18 protein-coding genes are annotated in these 18,799 nt (G+C 55.6%); 5 read left to right on the top strand and 13 right to left on the bottom strand.

Annotation, left to right across the window (positions count from 1 at the left end):
* Position 1: 1 nt before the first annotated feature.
* From ACR0B3_RS13310 to ACR0B3_RS13275, 8 genes are all read right to left on the bottom strand, one after another.
* Positions 2-970 (bottom strand): type II secretion system F family protein, encoded by a 969-nt coding sequence (locus ACR0B3_RS13310; protein WP_480809501.1) that lies wholly within the window; start codon positions 968-970, stop codon positions 2-4.
* 12 nt (positions 971-982) lie between these two features.
* Positions 983-2,422 (bottom strand): TadA family conjugal transfer-associated ATPase, encoded by a 1,440-nt coding sequence (locus tag ACR0B3_RS13305; protein WP_480809500.1) that lies wholly within the window; start codon positions 2,420-2,422, stop codon positions 983-985.
* Positions 2,423-2,439: 17 nt separating this feature from the next.
* Positions 2,440-3,672 carry a CpaE/TadZ family protein gene (locus ACR0B3_RS13300; protein ID WP_480809499.1) on the bottom strand — a complete coding sequence of 411 codons (1,233 nt, stop codon included), beginning with the start codon at positions 3,670-3,672 and terminating at the stop codon, positions 2,440-2,442.
* A gap of 201 nt (positions 3,673-3,873) precedes the next feature.
* Positions 3,874-4,500: an OmpA family protein gene (locus ACR0B3_RS13295; protein ID WP_480809498.1), complete on the bottom strand. Its 627-nt coding sequence runs from the start codon at positions 4,498-4,500 to the stop codon at positions 3,874-3,876.
* A 16-nt stretch (positions 4,501-4,516) separates the two neighbouring features.
* A complete protein-coding gene (locus tag ACR0B3_RS13290) occupies positions 4,517-5,923 on the bottom strand; it encodes a type II and III secretion system protein family protein (RefSeq protein WP_480809497.1) in 1,407 nt (468 codons plus the stop codon).
* A gap of 196 nt (positions 5,924-6,119) precedes the next feature.
* Positions 6,120-7,001 carry a Flp pilus assembly protein CpaB gene (cpaB, locus tag ACR0B3_RS13285; protein WP_480809496.1) on the bottom strand — a complete coding sequence of 294 codons (882 nt, stop codon included), beginning with the start codon at positions 6,999-7,001 and terminating at the stop codon, positions 6,120-6,122.
* Positions 7,002-7,171: 170 nt separating this feature from the next.
* Positions 7,172-7,354, bottom strand: coding sequence for a hypothetical protein (locus ACR0B3_RS13280; protein ID WP_480809495.1), 183 nt, complete (start codon positions 7,352-7,354; stop codon positions 7,172-7,174).
* A gap of 93 nt (positions 7,355-7,447) precedes the next feature.
* A complete protein-coding gene (locus ACR0B3_RS13275; RefSeq protein ID WP_480809494.1) occupies positions 7,448-7,642 on the bottom strand; it encodes a hypothetical protein in 195 nt (64 codons plus the stop codon).
* A gap of 352 nt (positions 7,643-7,994) precedes the next feature.
* On the opposite strand from ACR0B3_RS13275, the gene ACR0B3_RS13270 reads away from it, so the two are divergent.
* The gene (locus ACR0B3_RS13270; RefSeq protein WP_480809493.1) at positions 7,995-8,861 is read left to right on the top strand and encodes a lytic transglycosylase domain-containing protein; all 867 of its coding nucleotides are present in this window, start codon (positions 7,995-7,997) and stop codon (positions 8,859-8,861) included.
* Between the two features lie 45 nt (positions 8,862-8,906).
* On the opposite strand, the gene ACR0B3_RS13265 is transcribed toward ACR0B3_RS13270, so the two are convergent.
* The 5 genes from ACR0B3_RS13265 to tldD all read right to left on the bottom strand — a co-directional run bounded on the left by ACR0B3_RS13265 (position 8,907) and on the right by tldD (position 15,933).
* Positions 8,907-9,533, bottom strand: a complete 627-nt coding sequence (locus ACR0B3_RS13265) for a 3-oxoacid CoA-transferase subunit B (protein ID WP_480809492.1) — start codon at positions 9,531-9,533, stop codon at positions 8,907-8,909.
* The gene (locus tag ACR0B3_RS13260) at positions 9,533-10,237 is read right to left on the bottom strand and encodes a CoA transferase subunit A (RefSeq protein ID WP_480809491.1); all 705 of its coding nucleotides are present in this window, start codon (positions 10,235-10,237) and stop codon (positions 9,533-9,535) included. The genes ACR0B3_RS13265 and ACR0B3_RS13260 overlap by 1 nt, the downstream gene beginning before the upstream one ends.
* A gap of 92 nt (positions 10,238-10,329) precedes the next feature.
* Complete coding sequence (gene topA, locus ACR0B3_RS13255) at positions 10,330-12,954, bottom strand: type I DNA topoisomerase (RefSeq protein WP_480809490.1); 2,625 nt, start codon at positions 12,952-12,954, stop codon at positions 10,330-10,332.
* A 180-nt stretch (positions 12,955-13,134) separates the two neighbouring features.
* Positions 13,135-14,271 (bottom strand): DNA-processing protein DprA, encoded by a 1,137-nt coding sequence (gene dprA, locus ACR0B3_RS13250; protein WP_480809489.1) that lies wholly within the window; start codon positions 14,269-14,271, stop codon positions 13,135-13,137.
* A gap of 240 nt (positions 14,272-14,511) precedes the next feature.
* Complete coding sequence (gene tldD / locus ACR0B3_RS13245; RefSeq protein WP_480809488.1) at positions 14,512-15,933, bottom strand: metalloprotease TldD; 1,422 nt, start codon at positions 15,931-15,933, stop codon at positions 14,512-14,514.
* A 176-nt stretch (positions 15,934-16,109) separates the two neighbouring features.
* Between tldD and coxB the strand changes: the two genes are divergently transcribed.
* The 4 genes from coxB to ACR0B3_RS13225 all read left to right on the top strand — a co-directional run bounded on the left by coxB (position 16,110) and on the right by ACR0B3_RS13225 (position 18,785).
* Positions 16,110-17,021: a cytochrome c oxidase subunit II gene (gene coxB, locus ACR0B3_RS13240; RefSeq protein WP_480809487.1), complete on the top strand. Its 912-nt coding sequence runs from the start codon at positions 16,110-16,112 to the stop codon at positions 17,019-17,021.
* Positions 17,022-17,095: 74 nt separating this feature from the next.
* On the top strand, positions 17,096-18,052 hold the full coding sequence (gene cyoE / locus ACR0B3_RS13235; protein ID WP_480809486.1) for a heme o synthase: 957 nt from the start codon (positions 17,096-17,098) through the stop codon (positions 18,050-18,052).
* Complete coding sequence (locus ACR0B3_RS13230) at positions 18,049-18,210, top strand: hypothetical protein (RefSeq protein ID WP_162896804.1); 162 nt, start codon at positions 18,049-18,051, stop codon at positions 18,208-18,210. Before cyoE ends, ACR0B3_RS13230 begins: the two co-directional genes overlap by 4 nt.
* Positions 18,210-18,785, top strand: a complete 576-nt coding sequence (locus ACR0B3_RS13225) for a cytochrome c oxidase assembly protein (RefSeq protein ID WP_480809485.1) — start codon at positions 18,210-18,212, stop codon at positions 18,783-18,785. The genes ACR0B3_RS13230 and ACR0B3_RS13225 overlap by 1 nt, the downstream gene beginning before the upstream one ends.
* Positions 18,786-18,799 lie beyond the last annotated feature (14 nt).

Genomic DNA, 18,799 nt, shown 5'->3' with positions numbered 1-18,799 from the left:
CTTAAACCTTAATGTCGGTCAGGATACGCATGACGATCAGGTTCAGCGTTAGCGTGATGCCAACAAAGAAACATGCGGGAATGAATAGCGGGTCGTCGATCACGGCGTCATAGTAGTTCGGATCTTTGACCAAGATGAACAGAAGACACGCGACCGGAAAACCCGATAGAAACTTCCCTGACCATTTAGCTTCAGCAGTGATGGCATTCACACGGCGGAACAATCGGAATCGAGCGCGGATCACTTTTGCAAGACCGGCCAGAATGTCGGCCAGGTTACCACCTGATTGCTGCTGGATCGACACTGCGACGGCGAGGAACCGCAAATCCTGCATATCCAACCGCTCGGCCATATCCTTGAGCGCTTCGCCTACATCGCGACCATAGGCAGATTCATCCGAGATAACGCCAAATTCGGTGGCGATAGGATCCTCGACCTCGTTTGCAACAATCTGGATTGAGGACACAAACGGGTTACCCACGCGCAGCGATCGCACCATGAGTTCTACCGCATCCGGCAGCTGCTCTTCGATTAATGCCATGCGTTTTTTGGCTTTGTTGTTTACCCAAGCATAAACCGCGCCAACGCCAATGGCGACGGAAAGCGCTGAACGAAGCGCGACTTCGGTAGCAGTGGCAATACTCAGGACCATGAAAGCCAATCCGGAAACCAGCGCCATGATCATAATCAACTGTCGTGGGGAAAAGGCGATCGCAGCTTTCTGCGCTTTGTCGGCCAATAGTGAATAGAGCGGAATGCTCTGCGACTTCATGTGCTGCTGCATTTCCTTGCGCAGCTGCTCCAGAACCTGTTCACGACCGACACCTTTGTCGATCATGTCCAGCCTTCGGTTGACGCGGCTGTTCAGGCTGATCGATTTTCCGAAGGCGACCAGATAGATACCTTCGACAAGGGCAAAGACCCCGACGAAGATCACGATATAGATGAGCGCCTCAATAGGCAGTTGCATATCTTGGTTCTCCTACATCGTGGTCGGATCATAGATCGAGGCGGGCAAGTCAAAGCCCCAAAGGCGGAAGCGCTCGGAATAGTGGCTGCGCACGCCGGTTGCCGTGAAATGACCAATGATCTTGTTGTCTGGCGTCAGTCCAACACGTTGAAATCTAAAGATCTCCTGCATCGAAATGACATCGCCTTCCATGCCGGTAATTTCGGTGATCGACGTCATCCGGCGCGAGCCGTCCTGCAGACGGCTGGCCTGAACGATCAGGTTCACAGCTGATGAGATCTGGCTGCGAACGGCCTTGATCGGCATTTCTATCCCGGCCATGGCAATCATGTTTTCCAGACGCGAGATACCATCGCGGGCCGAGTTGGCGTGGATCGTGGTCATCGAACCATCGTGGCCTGTGTTCATGGCCTGAAGCATGTCGATCACCTCGGCGCCACGCGTCTCACCAACGATGATGCGGTCGGGGCGCATACGCAGGGCGTTCTTCAAACAATCGCGCGGGCTGACCTCACCTTTGCCTTCGACGTTGGGTGGGCGGCTTTCCATCCGGCCCACATGGGTCTGTTGCAGCTGAAGTTCCGCCGTATCCTCAATGGTCAGAATCCGCTCGGCATCATCAATAAAACTGGACAGAGCGTTCAGCGTCGTCGTTTTACCGGAACCTGTACCGCCCGAAACGATGATGTTCAAACGCGTCGAAACTGCGGCCTGCAAATAGGCCGCCATTTCTTCGGTAAACGCACCGAAGTTCACCAGATCGTCGATGCCCAGTTTGTCTTTTTTGAACTTACGAATGGAAACTAGCGAACCATCCACCGCAATCGGCGGCACCATTGCGTTGAAACGCGAGCCATCCGCCAGACGGGCGTCAACATAGGGGTTAGATTCATCGACGCGACGACCAACGGCAGAGACAATCTTGTCGATGATCCGCATCAGGTGCTTTTCGTCTTTGAACGTGATGTCGCTAAGCTCAAGCTTACCGGCACGTTCAACGAAAATCTGCTGAGGGCCATTGACCAGAATATCGTTGACTGAATCGTCCTGCAGCAGTGTTTCCAGAGGACCAAGGCCGGTTACTTCGTCATAAAGCTCTTTATTCAGCTGGCTGCGATCTTCACGATTCAGAACGATGTTACGCGCTTCCAGCACTTCGCTGGCAATTGCGCTGATCTCGTTGCGCAGCTCGACCTCTTCGGCCTTTTCCAGTGCTGCGAGATTCAGGTTTTCAAGCAGTTCGCGGTGGAGCTCTAGCTTGATCTCCCCCAATCTCTCCTTGCGCTTGCGTTCCTTGTCGTTTCCAACAACTTCTGCTGCCTTTTTCTTGACCGGCCGCCGCGCGACTGCGTTCGCAGCAGGTGCTGCTGCAGGTTCTGCCGGCGCTTCTGGCTTGGGCGCCTGGGCTTCAACCGGCTGCGCCGAAGGCTGTTTTTTGTATCTTGAGAACACGGCAGCTCCCCTTTGTGTTATGCGGCTTCGGCGTCGCTACTGCCCAAGCTATGAAGCGATTGGGCCAGTTTGGCGATTTCGCGGCGCAGCGGATTTTTGGCTGCCGAACTGGCGAGTGGTAAACCATGATCACCGGCTTGCATCACGGGTTTCCCCCCATCTGGCAACAGCAGATCAATAGAGATGCCAAGGCTTTCGCCCATGCGTTTGACCCGGCTTTTGCCGTTGAGATCCGTAAACTTCGGTGCTTTGTTCATCGCGAACCGCAGCTTATTGAACGGTAGTTCTTCGGCCTGCAGGGCACGTTTCAGGCGCAGAGCGTTCTGAGCCGAACGCATATCCAGTTCGATCAGTGCAAAGTACACATGTGCAGCTTGCAGGACTGTTTCTGACCAGTGGACGAGCGTTTTCGGCATGTCGACGATCACGTAATCGAAGTTAGCTCGAGCAGTGTCGATTACACGCTGGATGTCCTCGGGATTGATAATATCCAGCGGTACCATGTCGGAAGGAGCGGTAAGCACCTGCAGCTTCTCGTCAAATGTTTGCAATGCCTGGCTGAAAGAATCATCATCCATTGAATCGGTGTCAGAAAGCATCTCGAACACAGCTTCATGGCGCGGCAAATCCAAATAAGTCGAAACCGTGCCGTATTGCAGATCCAGATCGATCAGGCACACTTTGGGCGCTTCCTTGGCGGATACCGTTGCAAGCTCCCAAGCTAGATTGACCGCCATGGTCGTTGAACCGACACCGCCTGCGAGACCCTGAACAACAAATAGCGCCCCTTCTTTCGAAGCGCCGCCAGTTGGGGTTGGAGTAGCTTGAGGCGCGACAACCGGATCAGGTTTGTTCATCCGATCAATCGCTTCCTGTAGCTCATTTTCCGGAAGCGGGTAGGGGACGAACTCATCCGCGCCCTTGCGCAGTAGCTGATGCAGCGCGGCTGGGGTTACGTCTTCGGCAATCAGTACGACCTTGATGCCCTTTTCCTTGGCTTGCGTGATGATCTCACTCATCAGGGTCAGGTTATCTTCGTCATCACCGTCCAGTGCCAGGGCAACAAATTGAAGCGTTTGGGCTTCGGGTTGACTGAAGAACGCAAGCGCTTCGGCGAATCCAAGGTCACCCCAGCGCTCACCCAGCGCGGCTTCCATGTCTTCGATCAGAAGATCAAAGTTCTGGACATCCCGGCTGATGGTGCAGGCCAGAATAGCATTGTTATCGTCTTGCGGCGTCGCGCTGGTCATTAACACAATCCTCGTCGAGAGGGCTGAGCAAACCGTTAGAACGCTTGAAGGGTCAGTTCTGGTATGCTGTCGCCCGATGCGGTCAATTTTGGCCGCAGGTCACCCAATTGTTCACAAGGTCGCTCGAAAGTTGGGCGAGAATTGGGCGCAAAAGAACCAATTGTAGGGAAATGGGCGACAATGCCGCCCATGCCCTGGTTATTATTCTCCGGTGCCTCCAGCATCTTCCTGACGCTGGATATAGCTTTGTGGGATCGCACTTGAGATATATTCGCGATAGATCACGTCAGCGTATTTTCCATCCAGCACATTTGGATGCCGATCAACAAAGCCGGAAACTTCAGTCACCGTGCGACGGTTGCGCCGGTCGCGATCCTGGGTTGCAACCAGTGGTCTGGATTTTCCAAAAGAAACAACAGCTTCAAGTCGCGACCGGGAAATCCCCTGTCGCGTCAGGAAGGCGACGGCGGCATTTGCACGACGCTGTCCCAAACGCTTGTTGTATGACTCAGATCCAACGGCGTCAGTATGTCCGTAGACACGGAATCGCGCTTCGGGGAACTGTTTGATCCAGGCCGCTTGCTGCAGCAGAATACGTTGCGCTGATGCGTCCAGCTGGGCGCTATCAAAGGCAAAGTTGATCTGCGAAGGCACCTCAGCGGCAAAACGCCTCGCGAGAATTTGACCATAGGTCAGCTCGCCATTCATGACCTGAATGTTGTTGAGGGTGGCGTTACCGAAAGTTCCCTGATCGATTTCGTACCCGGCCTCACGTGTACAGCCGGCGACAGCAACCGAAAGACCCAGTGTTATGATCCACTTATCCATTGGTCTATCCTCTCTATCAATCCAGGACATAGCCGTAAGAGGTGCCAAAATCTTGTCTGGCGACTTCTGAGGCTGCGCCGTTGCCGGCGCGTTCGGTCCGAGCGACCTTACCATTGACGAACAGATCAAACTCGCTGGGAGGCTTGACCCGATCTGTCGGCAAGGCGAGTGCTTCGCCGCGCGTTGGTGAAACCAGATGCGCAGTGATGATGATGATCAATTCGCTCTGATCTCGTTGATATTGGGCACTTCTGAACAGGGCTCCAAGCACCGGTACATCACCGAGCCAGGGGACCTGGCTGTTCAGATCCGTGAAGTCGTCTTGGATCAGTCCAGCGATCGCAAAGCTCTCACCATCCCTCAACTCAATCGTCGTCCGGGTCTGGCGTGTAATAAAGCTGGGTACATTGTCGCCATTGATCGTGAAGCTTTGGCTTTGGTCGATGCTAGATACCGAGGCGCCAAGTTCCAGGTTGATCAGGTCTCCATCGACGACGCGCGGGACAAACAGAAGTTGTACACCAAACTGACGATATTCGATCGCAACCACACCGTCACCTTGCGGGACGGGAATCGGCACTTCACCGCCAGCGAGGAACTCAGCTTCTTGACCAGATAAGGCTGAAAGATTTGGTTCCGCGAGGCTGCGCACAAGCCCTTTGGTTTCAAGGGCTTCCAACAACAGTCGAACTTGTGTTGAACCCGCGCCAAAACCGAAAAGGATAGCGCCCGAATTTGTTTGAACAAACGGGATGTTGTTCCCCAAGGCGTTGTTTAGAGCACCTTGGTTGTTCAGCGTATTGAAACCAGCGGTGGTGTCACCACCGCCAAACCCCAGAGATGCTGACAGGTTCTTTGCAACGGAGCGGTTCATTTCCGCAAAGCGTACCTTTAGCATGACCTGTTGCACACCACCGACATTCATCAGATTTGATACGCGCTCAGGTGCATACCGTTCAGCCAGTTCAAGAGCGCGTGCAAGCTTGGCACTGCTGGAAACTGTACCAGACAAAACGATACCATCGTTAGCGGTCCGAACCTCTATTCGCTCATTTGGAAGAATCTGGCGCAGCCGCTCTTTGAATTCCGTGACATCCGGCGAAACCCGCACACGAACATTGGTAATCAGATTACCTGCGCCGTCGAACAGGGTCAGTGTCGTCATCCCCGGTGCTCGACCGAGAACATAAATTGTGCGGTCCGACAAAGTCGAAATATCCGCGATGCCTGCGTTGGCAATGCTGATGTCAGCAAACGGTTGTTCGCTTTCCACCACGATTGCGCGGTTCACGGGAACATCCAGCGATTCTGCCGTACCCTTTTTCACCACGCGAAGATTTTCTGCCCAAGCGGCGTCGCCGATTGGGCTCACAACTAGCGACAACCCCAGCAGGGTTGCGCTGATCCAGGAACGTATTGTCATGTGACCTGCCTCTCCGATCACCACTCGATTTTATTTGGGTCTTATGCCCTATGGTTGGAAACCCTGCGCCAAAACCAGATTTATTGCAATAATCAATGGTTTCCGGAATTTTCCTTATGTGGGTTATTCGCAACAACACAAAGAGACAGACCGCGCGATTTGCACGGTCTTTAACTGGTAAATGTCTGAATTGACGCTAGTTTGTGCAGGGAATTGGGGTTTCGACCGTTTCGCCACCCCGACGTGTCCGAATTGTGCAAACTTTCTTCTCGGCGACAACAGGTGCCGGGGCCTGTTCTTCGATTCCCAGCAGGGATTGTTGATCAACCTCGACAACCTCTGCCACCTTGTCGTCTTGTGCGCCGACCAATGCCAGTGACATACGACCAGTGTTCTGGGCTTGAGCCAAGGCCGCAATTTGTTGTGGGGTTGCAGCAACCGTAACAGTGCGGGCGATGGTAGTACCAGTCACGTCCGCGCCTGCCGTCTGGTCAACGGCGACCAACTCGATGTTGGTGAGTACGAGGCGCGTGATTTCACCGCGGCCAGTATCATTGGTTCCGCGCAAGGAACCAGTCCAGTACACATCAACAGTGTCGCCTGGACGCAAGAATCCCGATACACCCGAGGCGACGTCGACGCTGATCGCGAAAGCGCGCATCCCTTTGGATAACTGCGACCTCAGGCCAGCCGTTTCGCCCGGATTGGTGACTTTAACTTCCATAATGGCTTCGTCTTTCTCCATCGCACGGAGGACGAATCGTTCATTATTTTTAATCTCTGGGAATAAGGTTGCCATCTCTAGGAAAGCGCCCTCAGGAATCGCATTTTCTGGCCATTGAACAATCCGAATGTCTTCTTGGTTCAGGCGCTCACCGTATTTGAGCGATCGGTTTGAAACCAAAACACCGACAGTCGGGACAATTCCTGCCTTCGCGTTCGCCAGCGCCTCTTCGCGCAGCTTTCGTTCCTGCGCCAGTTTGGCCTGGTTATCCGTTATGTATTCGCGTGCCATATAGACAGCACCACCGGCCAGAGCGACCCCGATGATAAGAACAAGTCCAAAAACAGCTCGCATTTGTTCCTCTTTTTCTTTTCCAGACCGTGACGCACGACGTCACAGTGATTCAGTCTTAAGGATATTTTCCAATTGTGTCGAAAAAGCGGACAATCCTGCTGTCATTTGATAAAAAAGACAAACTACAGACAGAACCAGGGTTACGATCCAATCCAAGCAAAGGTAGAGCTTCAATCGAAGTTTATTTCTTCAACTTCAACATTTGCTACTGGCTGACCAGCCGTCAGAAGCCCTTGGCTCAGTACAAAGTACATCAATGCCGCCAGGCCCGTCACCGCGGCGGTTAGAACCACCCAGTCCACCGTTATCGCGCCTGTCTCGTCGACCCCGAATCTCTTAAGTCTGTTCAACATCAGTTCACACCAGATCAATCTTACTTGAAAACAAAAGGGCCACGCCTTTGAACAAAGACATGGCCCCAAATGTCATGTTAGACCGATTAAGTCTTAGTTGGTGCTCGGAACTGTGATGGTAACCGAACCCAGAGCGTCGTCAATGTTACCAGCCAGGCTGCTCGCGCCGCTGTGGATCTGGTTGTATGCAACGGCTGCAAGGCCAACAACGGCTGCGGTCAGAACGACCCAGTCTACAGTTACGGCGCCGTCTTCGTCTTTGCGGAAGTTCTTGATGAACTTGATCATGTTACGTCCCTCCTAAAGGATCAAAAAGTAATTAACCTCGGCGTCTTTCAGAGCTTTCTCTCTCAGTCCGCTCCCGATCGTCTCGGTATGGATATATGTTTGACCTCTGTGCGTGGCAGGAATTGGGCCAAACCAATTTTTTTTGGCGCAAAGCTTAATTTTTTATTGGTAATTTTTATAACATACTGAAAATAAGCGAAAAAATATGTCACTTTTTCTTCGTTGCTATGATCGAGCGATGCAAAATAGCGGCAAATGAGGCGAAATTGCCCCAATTCGCTTGGTTTTTCTGGTGTTGTGAGCAGTTATGATGTTCAAAATACTTCAAAAGATAAGAAATCGAGGCAGGCAAATGCATTTCCGGGACGCAATCCTTTGCGCCGGTGCGGTGGTGTTTCTATTTGCGGGTGTGATTCCTGTATCCGCGACTGAGGCAGAGCCGCGCGGCGTCTATAAACGCATCAAAGCGCCCAAACCGGGCACGCGCCCAAGGGTGACGATTCAAATCACGCCCGAACAACACGCGGCATCGCCCTCGGCGCCCAGCACGGGTGCCAAGCTGGATGTGCCCGAGGTTACGGCGCCTACAAAAGTACCTGCACCGGTGCCCCCCAAGATCGCTGGGGCAACGAAGCCGGTGGGGACTTACAAGGCCTTTTGGAACAGAGTGTCACCTGATCTGGCGCAGGCAAGCGCAGGACGGCTCAGAGAAGCGGTTCAAGCACTGACCGCAACGGGGATAGCTGCGCCGCGTCTACAGGCGCTTCAGGACATCGCCGAGAAGCGTGGTGTGGATATTCTGCGTTCCACCGTGGGCACCAACGTCTCACCTGCGTTGGTGCTGGCCGTCATTTCAGTCGAGTCGGCCGGGCGCACCGAAGCGGTAAGCTCTGCCGGTGCACAAGGGTTGATGCAGCTGATGCCGGCAACGGCCGAGCGGTTCGGAGTTAAAGACAGCCTCAAACCCGAGCAGAATATCGAGGGAGGCGTTAAGTACCTGCATTGGCTGATGGAGGAATTCGACAACGACCCGATTCTCGTATTGGCGGGTTATAATGCAGGTGAGGGGGCGGTTCATAAACACAGCGGTGTGCCACCTTATGCCGAGACCAGAGATTATGTGCCCAAGGTACTTGCAGCATTTCAGGTCGCCAGCGCCTTGTGCACAACAACGCCCCAGTTTGTCTCGGATCCTTGCATCTTCCAGACATCGAACTGAAAAAGGCCCGCGTCACAGCGGGCCTTTTAACTCTTCAGATCCAACTTAATTGACGATCTTTGCCTCTGTTGCTGAACGAATTTCATCTTCGGTGACGCCTTCAGCGATCTCGACGATTTTCAAACCACCTTCTGCGACGTCCAGAACGCCCAGATTGGTAATAATGCGATTCACTACCTTTTTGCCGGTGAGCGGTAGGGTGCATTTCTTCAGCAGCTTGGACTTTCCATGCTTGTTTGTGTGATCCATCACCACGATCACGCGGCCCACGCCCGCAACAAGGTCCATCGCGCCGCCCATGCCCTTGACCAGCACGCCCGGGATCATCCAGTTGGCGAGATCACCTTCTTCGTCGACCTCCATCGCACCCAGAATTGCTGCAGCGATTTTACCGCCACGGATCATGCCAAAAGAGGTGGCGCTGTCGAAATAAGACGTACGAGACAACTCGGTGATCGTCTGCTTTCCAGCGTTGATCAGATCGGCATCCTCCTCGCCTTCGAACGGGAAGGGGCCCATGCCCAACATCCCGTTCTCAGACTGCAGCGTGATGTCCTTATCTCCCACATAGTTCGCCACCAGCGTCGGAATACCGATGCCGAGGTTCACATACATGCCGTCTTCCAGCTCTTGCGCCGCTCGAGCGGCCATTTGGTTCCTATCCCAAGGCATTATGCGTCCTCCTTCTTGCGGGTGGTGCGCTGTTCGATGCGCTTCTCGTGGCTGCCTTCTATGATGCGGTGCACATAGATGCCGGGCAGATGGATCGCATCCGGGTCCAGCGAGCCACGAGGAACGATTTCTTCCACCTCAGCCACACAGATTTTACCGCAAGTCGCAGCGGGCACGTTGAAATTGCGGGCGGTCTTGCGGAACACGAGGTTCCCGGTGTCATCCGCTTTCCAGGCCTTCACAATCGCGAGGTCGGCGAAGATGCCTTCCTCCATGATATATGTCTCGCCGTTGAAGTCTTTGTGCTCTTTGCCTTCCGCGATGACCGTGCCCACTCCGGTTTTGGTGTAGAAGCCGGGAATGCCAGCACCGCCTGCGCGCATCCGTTCAGCCAGAGTGCCTTGCGGATTGAATTCCAGCTCAAGCTCACCGCTCAGATACTGCCGCATGAATTCGGCGTTCTCGCCGACATATGAGCTGATCATCTTTTTTACCTGCTTGGTCTGCAGCAGGATGCCGATGCCGAAATCATCAACACCCGCGTTGTTCGAGGCAAAGGTCAGGTTCTGAGCGCCCGATGCCTTGATCGCCTCAAGCAGCAATTCGGGAATACCGCACAGGCCAAAGCCGCCAGCGGCAATCAACATGCCATCCGAGATCACTCCATCGAGCGCCTCTTCGGCATTGGCATAGATTTTCTTCATGGAAAACTCCCCCAATGACATGGTGTTGGGCCGAGTTGTGCCGCCACGTCACGGGGAAGTCAACGAATCCAAGGAGCAGGTGGTATTTCTACCTAACCCGCCTTTTTAGTGGTTTTCTTGGCGGCGGCTTTCTTCTTAGGGGCTGCCTTTTTCTTTGTGCCTTTCTTGGCGGCACGTTCGTTGACCAGTTCAATGGCCATTTCCTGCGTCACGTCCTCGGGCTTGATATCCTTGGGGATGGTAGCGTTTACCTTCTCCCATTTGACATAGGGCCCATAGCGCCCGTCCAGGACTTGCATAGCGCCGCCATCGGGATGCTCACCCAGCTCTTTGAGCGGTTTTGCTGCCGCGCGCCGTCCGCGCCCCGGATTGGCGCGTTTTTCGGCCAGCAGTTCGACGGCACGGTTCATGCCGATTTCAAACACATCGTTCGGGTCTTTGAGATTGGCATAGACCGGTTTGGCCTCGTCAGCCAATTGATGCATCAGATATGGACCAAAGCGACCAAAGTTCGATGTGATCATACCGCCCTCAGGATGCTCTCCGATCTGGCGGGGCAAGGACAGCAGCGTCAATGCCTTGTCCAGATCCATGTCATCCTTGCTCCAGCCGCGTGGTAAGGATGCGCGCGGGGGTTTCTTGTTCTCAGGCGTCGGCTCGCCCCGCTGAACATAAGGACCAAAGCGGCCGGATTTTAGCCAGATCTCATCGCCCGCATCTTCGCCCAATAGGCGTTCATCACCTTCCGCGCCTTCGCCCGCGATGGGCCGGGTATAAGTGCATTCTGGATAGTTGCCGCAGCCCACGAATCCACCCGTGCGCGAGGTTTTCAGATGCAACTGACCCACCCCACATTTCGGGCAGACCCGCGGATCTGACCCATCCTCACGCGGGGGATAGAGTTGAGGCGCCAACGCCTCGTCCAGCTTGTCCAGCACTTCCGAGATGCGCAGTTCGGACGTTTCGCCAATCGCCGCCGAGAAATCGCGCCAGAACTTGCCCAGCAAATCTTTATAGTCACGATCACCGGCGCTGACATCGTCAAGCTCTTCTTCCAGATTGGCGGTGAACTCATAGCCCACATACTGGCGGAAGAAATTCAGCAGAAATATCGTGACGATCCGGCCTTTCTCTTCGGGGATCAGCCGGTTCTTGTCTTTGCGCACATATTCACGATCCTGTATCGTGGTGACGATCGAGGCATAGGTCGAGGGTCGACCGATACCCAACTCCTCCATCCGTTTGACCAAAGTCGCCTCGGTATAGCGCGGCGGCGGTTGAGTGTGATGCTGCAGCGCCAGAACGGATTCGTTGTCAGACAGGATCGCTGCCTTGTCCGAGTCACCGGTGGCCTTCGCGTACTGATCGCGCAGCGATGTTTTGGCAAAGCGTGCCGGGTCGCCCTGCATGATCTGGGGCAAACGCTTGTCATCATCGTCAACCACGTCATCGCGGCCTTCTTCGTAGACGCGCATGAAGCCATCGAACAACACCACCTGACCCGTGGCGCGCAGGCCGACCTGACCGTCTGTGCTTGTGATATCAACCGTCGTCCGCTCGAGCCGCGCGGCGGCCATCTGACAGGCAATGGTGCGTTTCCAGATCAGATCATAGAGCTTGCGCTGATCTTCATCCGTGACCTTCAACGCCTTGGCATCGCGGTTCATTTCCGTCGGGCGGATACATTCATGCGCTTCCTGCGCGTTCTTGGCCTTGTTCTTATAGATACGAGGGCTGTCAGGCACATATTCGGCGCCATATCGGTCGGTGATGGCATCCCGTGCAGCGGCCACCGCTTCGGGCGCCATATCGATCCCGTCTGTCCGCATATAGGTGATGTAGCCGGCCTCATAGAGCCGTTGGGCCACCTGCATCGCATGGCGTGCACCCATGCCAAATTTGCGACTGGCTTCTTGCTGAAGGGTCGAGGTCATGAATGGCGCGCTGGGATTGCGTGCAGCGGGTTTGGCCTCGACCGATGTCACACTCAAATCACGGCTGGTGATCGCCTGAACCGCCAGTTCCGCCTGCGTCGCATTGGCCAGATCGTGCTTGTCCAGTTTCTGACCGGCCAGAGTGACCAGACGCGCCTCATAGGTTTGACCGCGCGGTGTTTCAAACACCGCCTTGACCGACCAGTACTCTACTGGTTTGAACGCTTCGATCTCCATCTCGCGCTCAACGATCAGGCGCAGGCAGACCGATTGCACACGACCTGCGGACTTGGCACCCGGCAGTTTTCGCCACAGAACTGGCGACAGGTTGAACCCCACCAGATAGTCCAATGCGCGGCGGGCCAGGTACGCTTCGACCAGAGGCATGTCGACCTCACGCGGGTTCTGCATCGCCTCGGTTACCGCATCCTTGGTGATCGCATTGAAGGTCACACGGCTGACCGGCGTGTCTTTCTTGATCGAGCGGCGCTTAGTAAGCGCCTCCTGGAGGTGCCAGCTGATTGCTTCACCTTCGCGATCGGGGTCGGTTGCCAGGATCAGTGCGTTGTCCTCTTTGAGAGCGTCGGCAATGGCTTTGACATGCTTGCGGCTGTCATTCCCGACCTCCCATTTCATCGAAAATTCATGCTCGGGATCGACTGAACCATCCTTCGGCGGCAGGTCACGCACGTGGCCATATGAGGCCAAAACAGTGTAGTCGGAGCCAAGATACTTATTGATCGTTTTTGCTTTGGCCGGAGATTCTACAACAACTACGGGCATTTAAGAGGAATCCTCGCTCGACGGATTTTGCGCTTTGTATGACCGTGCAAAATGTGTGGGGCAAGATCGAATTGTCAATGCGTTCCTTTTTGCAACGTAAAATGTGCTGACTTCAGGCCGGATACGATCCAATTTACCGAAAGATCGGATACCGGAATGTAGGTGCAAACTATCGGTATGTCAGGCGCATAGCGACAATAGCCCGCCTGGTTGTCGCTGGATTTTTCCGTCGAGTTCCAGATCAACCAGCACAGGACCGATTTCGCCAGCGGAGGCTGCGATATCCCTGATCAACTGATCTTCGGCGATCGGAGATGGGCCCAGACGCGTCAGAATCGCCTCATGCAATGCCTGTGGCGTTGGCCCGGCTGATTCTTTGGCGGGTTCAAGGGTCAGAGCGTCTTGGGCGACAAACACTGGTTGCTGCATTGGCAATGCGGCCATCACGTCTTCTGCATTTCGAACAAGTGTTGCCCCGTCCCGGATCAGCAAGTTGCACCCCGCCGCACGCGCGTCGAAAGGATGGCCTGGCACGGCCAGAACCTCGCGCCCTTGATCCAAGGCGTCTCGCGCGGTGATCAGGCTGCCGGATTTTGCTGCGGCTTCGACAACCACCACAGCCTGCGCCAGGCCCGAGATAATGCGATTGCGGCGCGGGAAATGCCGTGCTTGTGGTGTCGTATCCATTGGCTGCTCGGACAGGCGAAGGCCGGTTTCGGCAATATTGCGCGCCAGATCGGTATTTTCGGCCGGATAGATAACGTCAACCCCACCTGCCATCACTGCAACCGTTCCCGTCGCCAGCGCGGCCAGATGCGCTGACGTGTCGATGCCACGCGCAAGCCCTGAGACTACAACAAACTCCTGCTTGCCCAGATCGCTGGCCAGTGACCGTGCCATGCGCGCGCCCAGCGAAGAGCAGTTGCGCGCCCCGACCATGGCAATCATCCGGCGCTTCAAAATGGTTGGATCTCCGATCGCCCAAAGCATCGGGGGGGCATCTGAAAGGTCATATAGTGCCTCGGGATAGTCAGCGGCCCCAAGATACAAAAGCCGCGCTTTGGCGGCTTTTGCGGCCTTGAGCTCCGCCTCTATCACACCAGGAGGACAGGTTTCATACCCTTCGATCCCGGCAGCGCGCGCCATTTCAGGCAGCGCAGCCAGCGCGTTCTGCGCCGAGCCATGCTCGCGCAGCAGGCGCCGAAACGTCGCCGGGCCAACCTTGCGCGAGCGCAACAGACGGAGCCACGAAAACCGGTCCTCTTCCGTGGTGGGTGGGAGTGGGGGGTGATAGGAAGAAAGCTGCTCTTCGGTCATCCGATGCTCCGCCTGATTGCAAAACTGGTTTACGGTGCAGCGGGTTAACAGCCTGTGAATCTCAGAAAATTAGATGTGTATTTGTCCTGCCCTTGTTGCAGATGAGAGGTTATGCCTCAGAAAAATAACGAGAAAATCCGTATGAATTTTCTTGGCCTGCATTTCCAAAGTCGAGCAATCGGCACCACCTGAAGGGTGCATTGTTAACTCCGTGCGTCTGGTTTTTCCTAGCGGGGCGACTCAAGTGGCAGAACCACCAACAGTTAGCCCATCCATCAAAACGGTAGGTTGACCTACGCCTACTGGCACCCACTGACCGTCCTTGCCGCAAGTGCCCATGCCTGGGTCCAGAGCCATGTCATTGCCCAACCCCCGGATGCGCTTCAACGCCGAAGGGCCATCGCCAATCAATGTCGCGCCTTTGACCGGAGCGCCGATCTTGCCGTTTTCAACCCGGTAGGCCTCGGTGCAGGAGAACACGAACTTGCCGTTGGTGATATCGACTTGACCACCGCCGAACCCTACAGCCCAGATCCCGTCTTTGATATCGGCGACCAACGAAGCCGGATCGGCCTCACCCCCCAGCATGATCGTATTGGTCATGCGCGGCATCGGCTTATGGGCATAGCTCTGCCTGCGTCCGTTCCCGGTAGGGGCAACGCCCATCAGACGTGCATTCTGACGGTCCTGCATATAGCCGGTGAGGACACCATCCTCGATCAAAACGGTGCGCGAACTGGGGGTTCCTTCGTCATCTACCGAAATCGAGCCGCGACGATCTACAATCGTACCGTCATCCACAACCGTCACGCCTTTCGAGGCGATCTGCTGCCCCATCAGCCCCGCAAATGCCGAGCTTCCTTTGCGGTTGAAATCCCCCTCAAGTCCGTGGCCAATGGCCTCGTGCAACAGAATTCCTGGCCATCCCGGACCTAGTGCAACTTCCATCACGCCCGCAGGGGCAGGGATGGCATCCAGATTGACCAGTGCGATCCGTAGCGCTTCGCGTGCTTTGTCCTGCCAATCGGCGGGGTCTATCAACCCGTCCAGCCCCACGCGGCCTCCACCCCCGGCTGATCCGCTTTCGCGTCGCCCGTTCTGCTCGACGATGACCGAAATATTCAGGCGCGTCATCGGGCGCACATCGCGCACCTGCACGCCATCGGGGCGCAGAATTTCGACCTCTTGTACGGCTGCGGCGATTGTGGCGCTGACCTGCACAACCCGAGGGTCGAGGTCACGGGCAAAGGCATCTATCTCGCGCAGGGTCTCAATCTTGACCGGGAAACTGGCGGATTCGATCGGGTCTTCATCCGTATATAGCCGCGTGTTGGTGGCCTGCGGTGGCCCGGCCAGCGTCCCGCCGCCATCCCCAACCGCCAGCCGCGCAGTTTCAGCGGCACGTTTCAGCGAGGGAATTGAGACATCCGTTGAATGGGCATACCCGGCCACTTCACCCTGGACCGCGCGCAAGCCGAATCCCTCGGAGGCATCGTAAGAAGCCGTGCGCAAACGCCCATCATCGAATACCAGTGACTCGGATTTTCGCCGCTCGACAAACAGCTCTCCGTCCTCGGCGCCATTGGTTGCAGCCTGCAGCACGGCAAGCGCTTCGTCCTTGGGAAGAACGCTTTCAAAGGGGCGAAACGGGGCCTGAGTCATAGGTCGTGACCTTTCGGGTTTGATCCAGATCAAAAATAGCGTCTGTTTGACGCAAGCATTTTGCTTTATCTACCCGACGGAATATGGTTTTTAACGCGGCCAAAGACAACGGGAGAGGTGCGACCGATTCACACCTTTTCGCCAGAGACGCAAAGATCAAACGATCAGGACAGAAAATGAAGAATGCTTTGATGCTTTCCGGGCTTGCTACGGCCCTCTCCAGCCTTCCCGCCATGGCTCAGGAGCTTGAGATTATTGGCAAGCCTGTTGACGGGGGCATGGGTTTTCAGCCTGCCGCCACAAGCCTTGCTGAGGGGATTCAGCGACTGGACAATATGATTCTGGTCATCATCACGGTGATCTGCCTGTTTGTTGCGGGCCTGCTGGTCTATTGCATCGTGCGCTACAACCAGCGCGCGAACCCCAAGCCCGCAGGATTTTCGCACTATACACCGGTTGAGATCGCGTGGACCTTAGGCCCGATCCTGATTCTGGTCTTCATCGGGGCCTTCTCGCTGCCAGTGCTGTTCAATCAGCAGGAAATTCCCGAAGGCGATATCACCATCAAAGTTGTCGGCAACCAGTGGTACTGGACATACGAATATGTCGATCACGACTTTGCCTTTGACAGCTATCTGCTAGGCCACCCCGCCACTTTGGACGAGGGCGCGCGCCCGGCTGATGCCGATGTCACGCCGTTTGTTCTGGACGATGCGATGCGCGCAAAGTTGGCCGACGCGGGCTATGGTGAAGACGAATGGCTGCTGGCAACCGACACCGCCGTTGTTGTTCCGGTTGGCAAGGTGATCGTGATGCAGGTTACCGCGTCTGACGTGATCCACTCCTGGACCATTCCTTCGTTCGGCGTGAAGCAGGACGGCGTGCCCGGTCGTTTGGCCGAGCTGTGGTTCGAAGCCGAAAAGGAAGGCGTCTATTTCGGCCAGTGCTCGGAACTGTGTGGCAAGGACCACGCTTATATGCCGATCACCGTCAAAGTGGTCAGCGAAGAAGCCTATGAACAATGGCTGCAAGGCGCTCTGGAAGAATATGCAGGTCAGCCTGCATCTTATCAGGTGGCCTCGAACTAAGCCTTTACCGGCCTAGGTAAACACATGCGGGCTGCGCGGGTATCGCGCAGCTTTTGCCCCGAAAAGGACCAAAGATGAGCGACGCAAGCTTCAATGCCAGCACCGTTTCCGCGCAGACCCGCGCGGACGAGGCCAGCTTTGGCGATTACTTCGCCCTGCTAAAGCCGCGCGTGATGTCGCTGGTCGTTTTCACAGCTTTGGTTGGCTTGCTTGCAGCTCCTGTCCCCGTACATCCCTTTGTCGGCTTCTGCGCCATCCTGTTCATTGCAATCGGCGGTGGGGCATCCGGTGCACTGAATATGTGGTGGGATGCGGATATCGACCGTGTGATGAAGCGTACCAAGGGGCGTCCGATCCCGTCCGGCAAGGTTGAAGAGGGTGAGGCACTGGCATTGGGGCTGGCGCTGTCCGGTCTGTCGGTGATCATGCTTGGGCTTGCCACCAATTGGTTCGCCGGAGCGTTTCTGGCCTTCACCATATTTTTCTATGTCGTTGTCTACACGATGTGGCTGAAGCGCTCGACGCCGCAGAACATCGTGATTGGCGGGGCTGCCGGAGCATTTCCTCCTGTCATCGGCTGGGTTGCGGCGACGGGGACGATGTCGATCGAGCCATGGCTGATGTTCGCGCTGACCTTCATGTGGACCCCACCTCATTTCTGGGCGCTGGCTCTGTTCATGCGCTCGGACTACGACGATGCGGGCGTGCCGATGCTGACTGTAACACACGGTCGTCGGGCAACGCGCTGGCATATTCTGGTTTATACTGCACTGCTGGCTCTGCTGGCCGTGGGTACTGCATTCTCGGATATTGGCGGTCCGATCTATCTGGTTGTTGCGCTGGTTCTGAACGGATTGTTCCTGCGGGGCGCGTGGAAGATTTCACGCCGGACCGAAGCCGATTCTGAAGCTGACAATTTCAAGGCCGAGCGGAGCTTTTTCAAGCTGTCGCTCCTGTATCTCTTCCTGCATTTCGGCGCGATTCTGGCCGAGGCTCTGCTGAAACCCTATGGTTTGGGAGGCTGGTCATGAGCCTGCGCAAAAGCCATGAACTGCATCAACGCCGCTTCAGCCGCAACCTTGGTGTCGGCCTTACTCTGGCTGCGTTCATCGTAATCATTTTCGGCCTGACCATCGTCAAAGTATCGGGAACCGATTTCAACATGGCGACGCAAGAGGTGCAGAACTGATGGCGCTTACGGGTCCTCAGAAAACGGTCGTCCAGACCGTGGGCGTTGTCATTTTGATGGGCAGCCTCGCATGGGCGGCTGTGCCGTTTTATGACTGGTTCTGCCGGGTCACGGGATTTGGCGGCACAACTGGCGTGGCCGAAGCCGCCCCCGACCAGATTCTAAATCGGACCATCACAGTGCGCTTTGACGCCTCCAAAGCCAAAGGCATGGGGTGGGAGTTCAAGCCGGTCGAGCGCGAGATGGAAGTTCGCATCGGTGAGACCGGTCTGGCCTTCTATGAAGCATATAATCCAACCGATCGCCCGATTGCAGGACAAGCGTCCTATAACGTGGCGCCGTATTCGGCTGGTGGATATTTCCAGAAAATCGCCTGTTTCTGCTTTGAAGAGCAGGTACTGCAGCCCGGTGAGCGGGTTGAGATGCCGGTGACGTTCTTCGTTGACCCGGAGTTGGTCGAAGATCTGGAAGCCAAGTATGTGCATACGATCACTCTGTCGTATACATTCTATGAAATTGACCTGCCCGAGGGCTATGCCGCCCTGGACGTGCAGGCAGAAACAAACAAGAACTAACGCCTGTAGGTGAG

The organism is Ruegeria sp. CE9, from assembly GCF_056537425.1.
Note: the sequence above shows the minus strand (reverse complement) of the source record. Positions and strands in the feature narration are given on the sequence as shown.

Bases quoted from the DNA above. Each gene is read 5' to 3' on its own strand.
- ACR0B3_RS13295 (WP_480809498.1), bottom strand. From the start codon at position 4,500: ATGGATAAGTGGATCATAACACTGGGTCTTTCGGTTGCTGTCGCCGGC.
- cpaB (WP_480809496.1), bottom strand. From the start codon at position 7,001: ATGCGAGCTGTTTTTGGACTTGTTCTTATCATCGGGGTCGCTCTGGCC.
- cyoE (WP_480809486.1), top strand. From the start codon at position 17,096: ATGAGCGACGCAAGCTTCAATGCCAGCACCGTTTCCGCGCAGACCCGC.
- ACR0B3_RS13270 (WP_480809493.1), top strand. From the start codon at position 7,995: ATGCATTTCCGGGACGCAATCCTTTGCGCCGGTGCGGTGGTGTTTCTA.
- ACR0B3_RS13290 (WP_480809497.1), bottom strand. From the start codon at position 5,923: ATGACAATACGTTCCTGGATCAGCGCAACCCTGCTGGGGTTGTCGCTA.
- ACR0B3_RS13265 (WP_480809492.1), bottom strand. From the start codon at position 9,533: ATGCCTTGGGATAGGAACCAAATGGCCGCTCGAGCGGCGCAAGAGCTG.
- coxB (WP_480809487.1), top strand. From the start codon at position 16,110: ATGAAGAATGCTTTGATGCTTTCCGGGCTTGCTACGGCCCTCTCCAGC.
- tldD (WP_480809488.1), bottom strand. From the start codon at position 15,933: ATGACTCAGGCCCCGTTTCGCCCCTTTGAAAGCGTTCTTCCCAAGGAC.
- ACR0B3_RS13280 (WP_480809495.1), bottom strand. From the start codon at position 7,354: ATGTTGAACAGACTTAAGAGATTCGGGGTCGACGAGACAGGCGCGATA.
- ACR0B3_RS13260 (WP_480809491.1), bottom strand. From the start codon at position 10,237: ATGAAGAAAATCTATGCCAATGCCGAAGAGGCGCTCGATGGAGTGATC.
- ACR0B3_RS13230 (WP_162896804.1), top strand. From the start codon at position 18,049: ATGAGCCTGCGCAAAAGCCATGAACTGCATCAACGCCGCTTCAGCCGC.
- dprA (WP_480809489.1), bottom strand. From the start codon at position 14,271: ATGACCGAAGAGCAGCTTTCTTCCTATCACCCCCCACTCCCACCCACC.
- ACR0B3_RS13225 (WP_480809485.1), top strand. From the start codon at position 18,210: ATGGCGCTTACGGGTCCTCAGAAAACGGTCGTCCAGACCGTGGGCGTT.
- ACR0B3_RS13310 (WP_480809501.1), bottom strand. From the start codon at position 970: ATGCAACTGCCTATTGAGGCGCTCATCTATATCGTGATCTTCGTCGGG.
- ACR0B3_RS13275 (WP_480809494.1), bottom strand. From the start codon at position 7,642: ATGATCAAGTTCATCAAGAACTTCCGCAAAGACGAAGACGGCGCCGTA.
- ACR0B3_RS13300 (WP_480809499.1), bottom strand. From the start codon at position 3,672: ATGACCAGCGCGACGCCGCAAGACGATAACAATGCTATTCTGGCCTGC.
- topA (WP_480809490.1), bottom strand. From the start codon at position 12,954: ATGCCCGTAGTTGTTGTAGAATCTCCGGCCAAAGCAAAAACGATCAAT.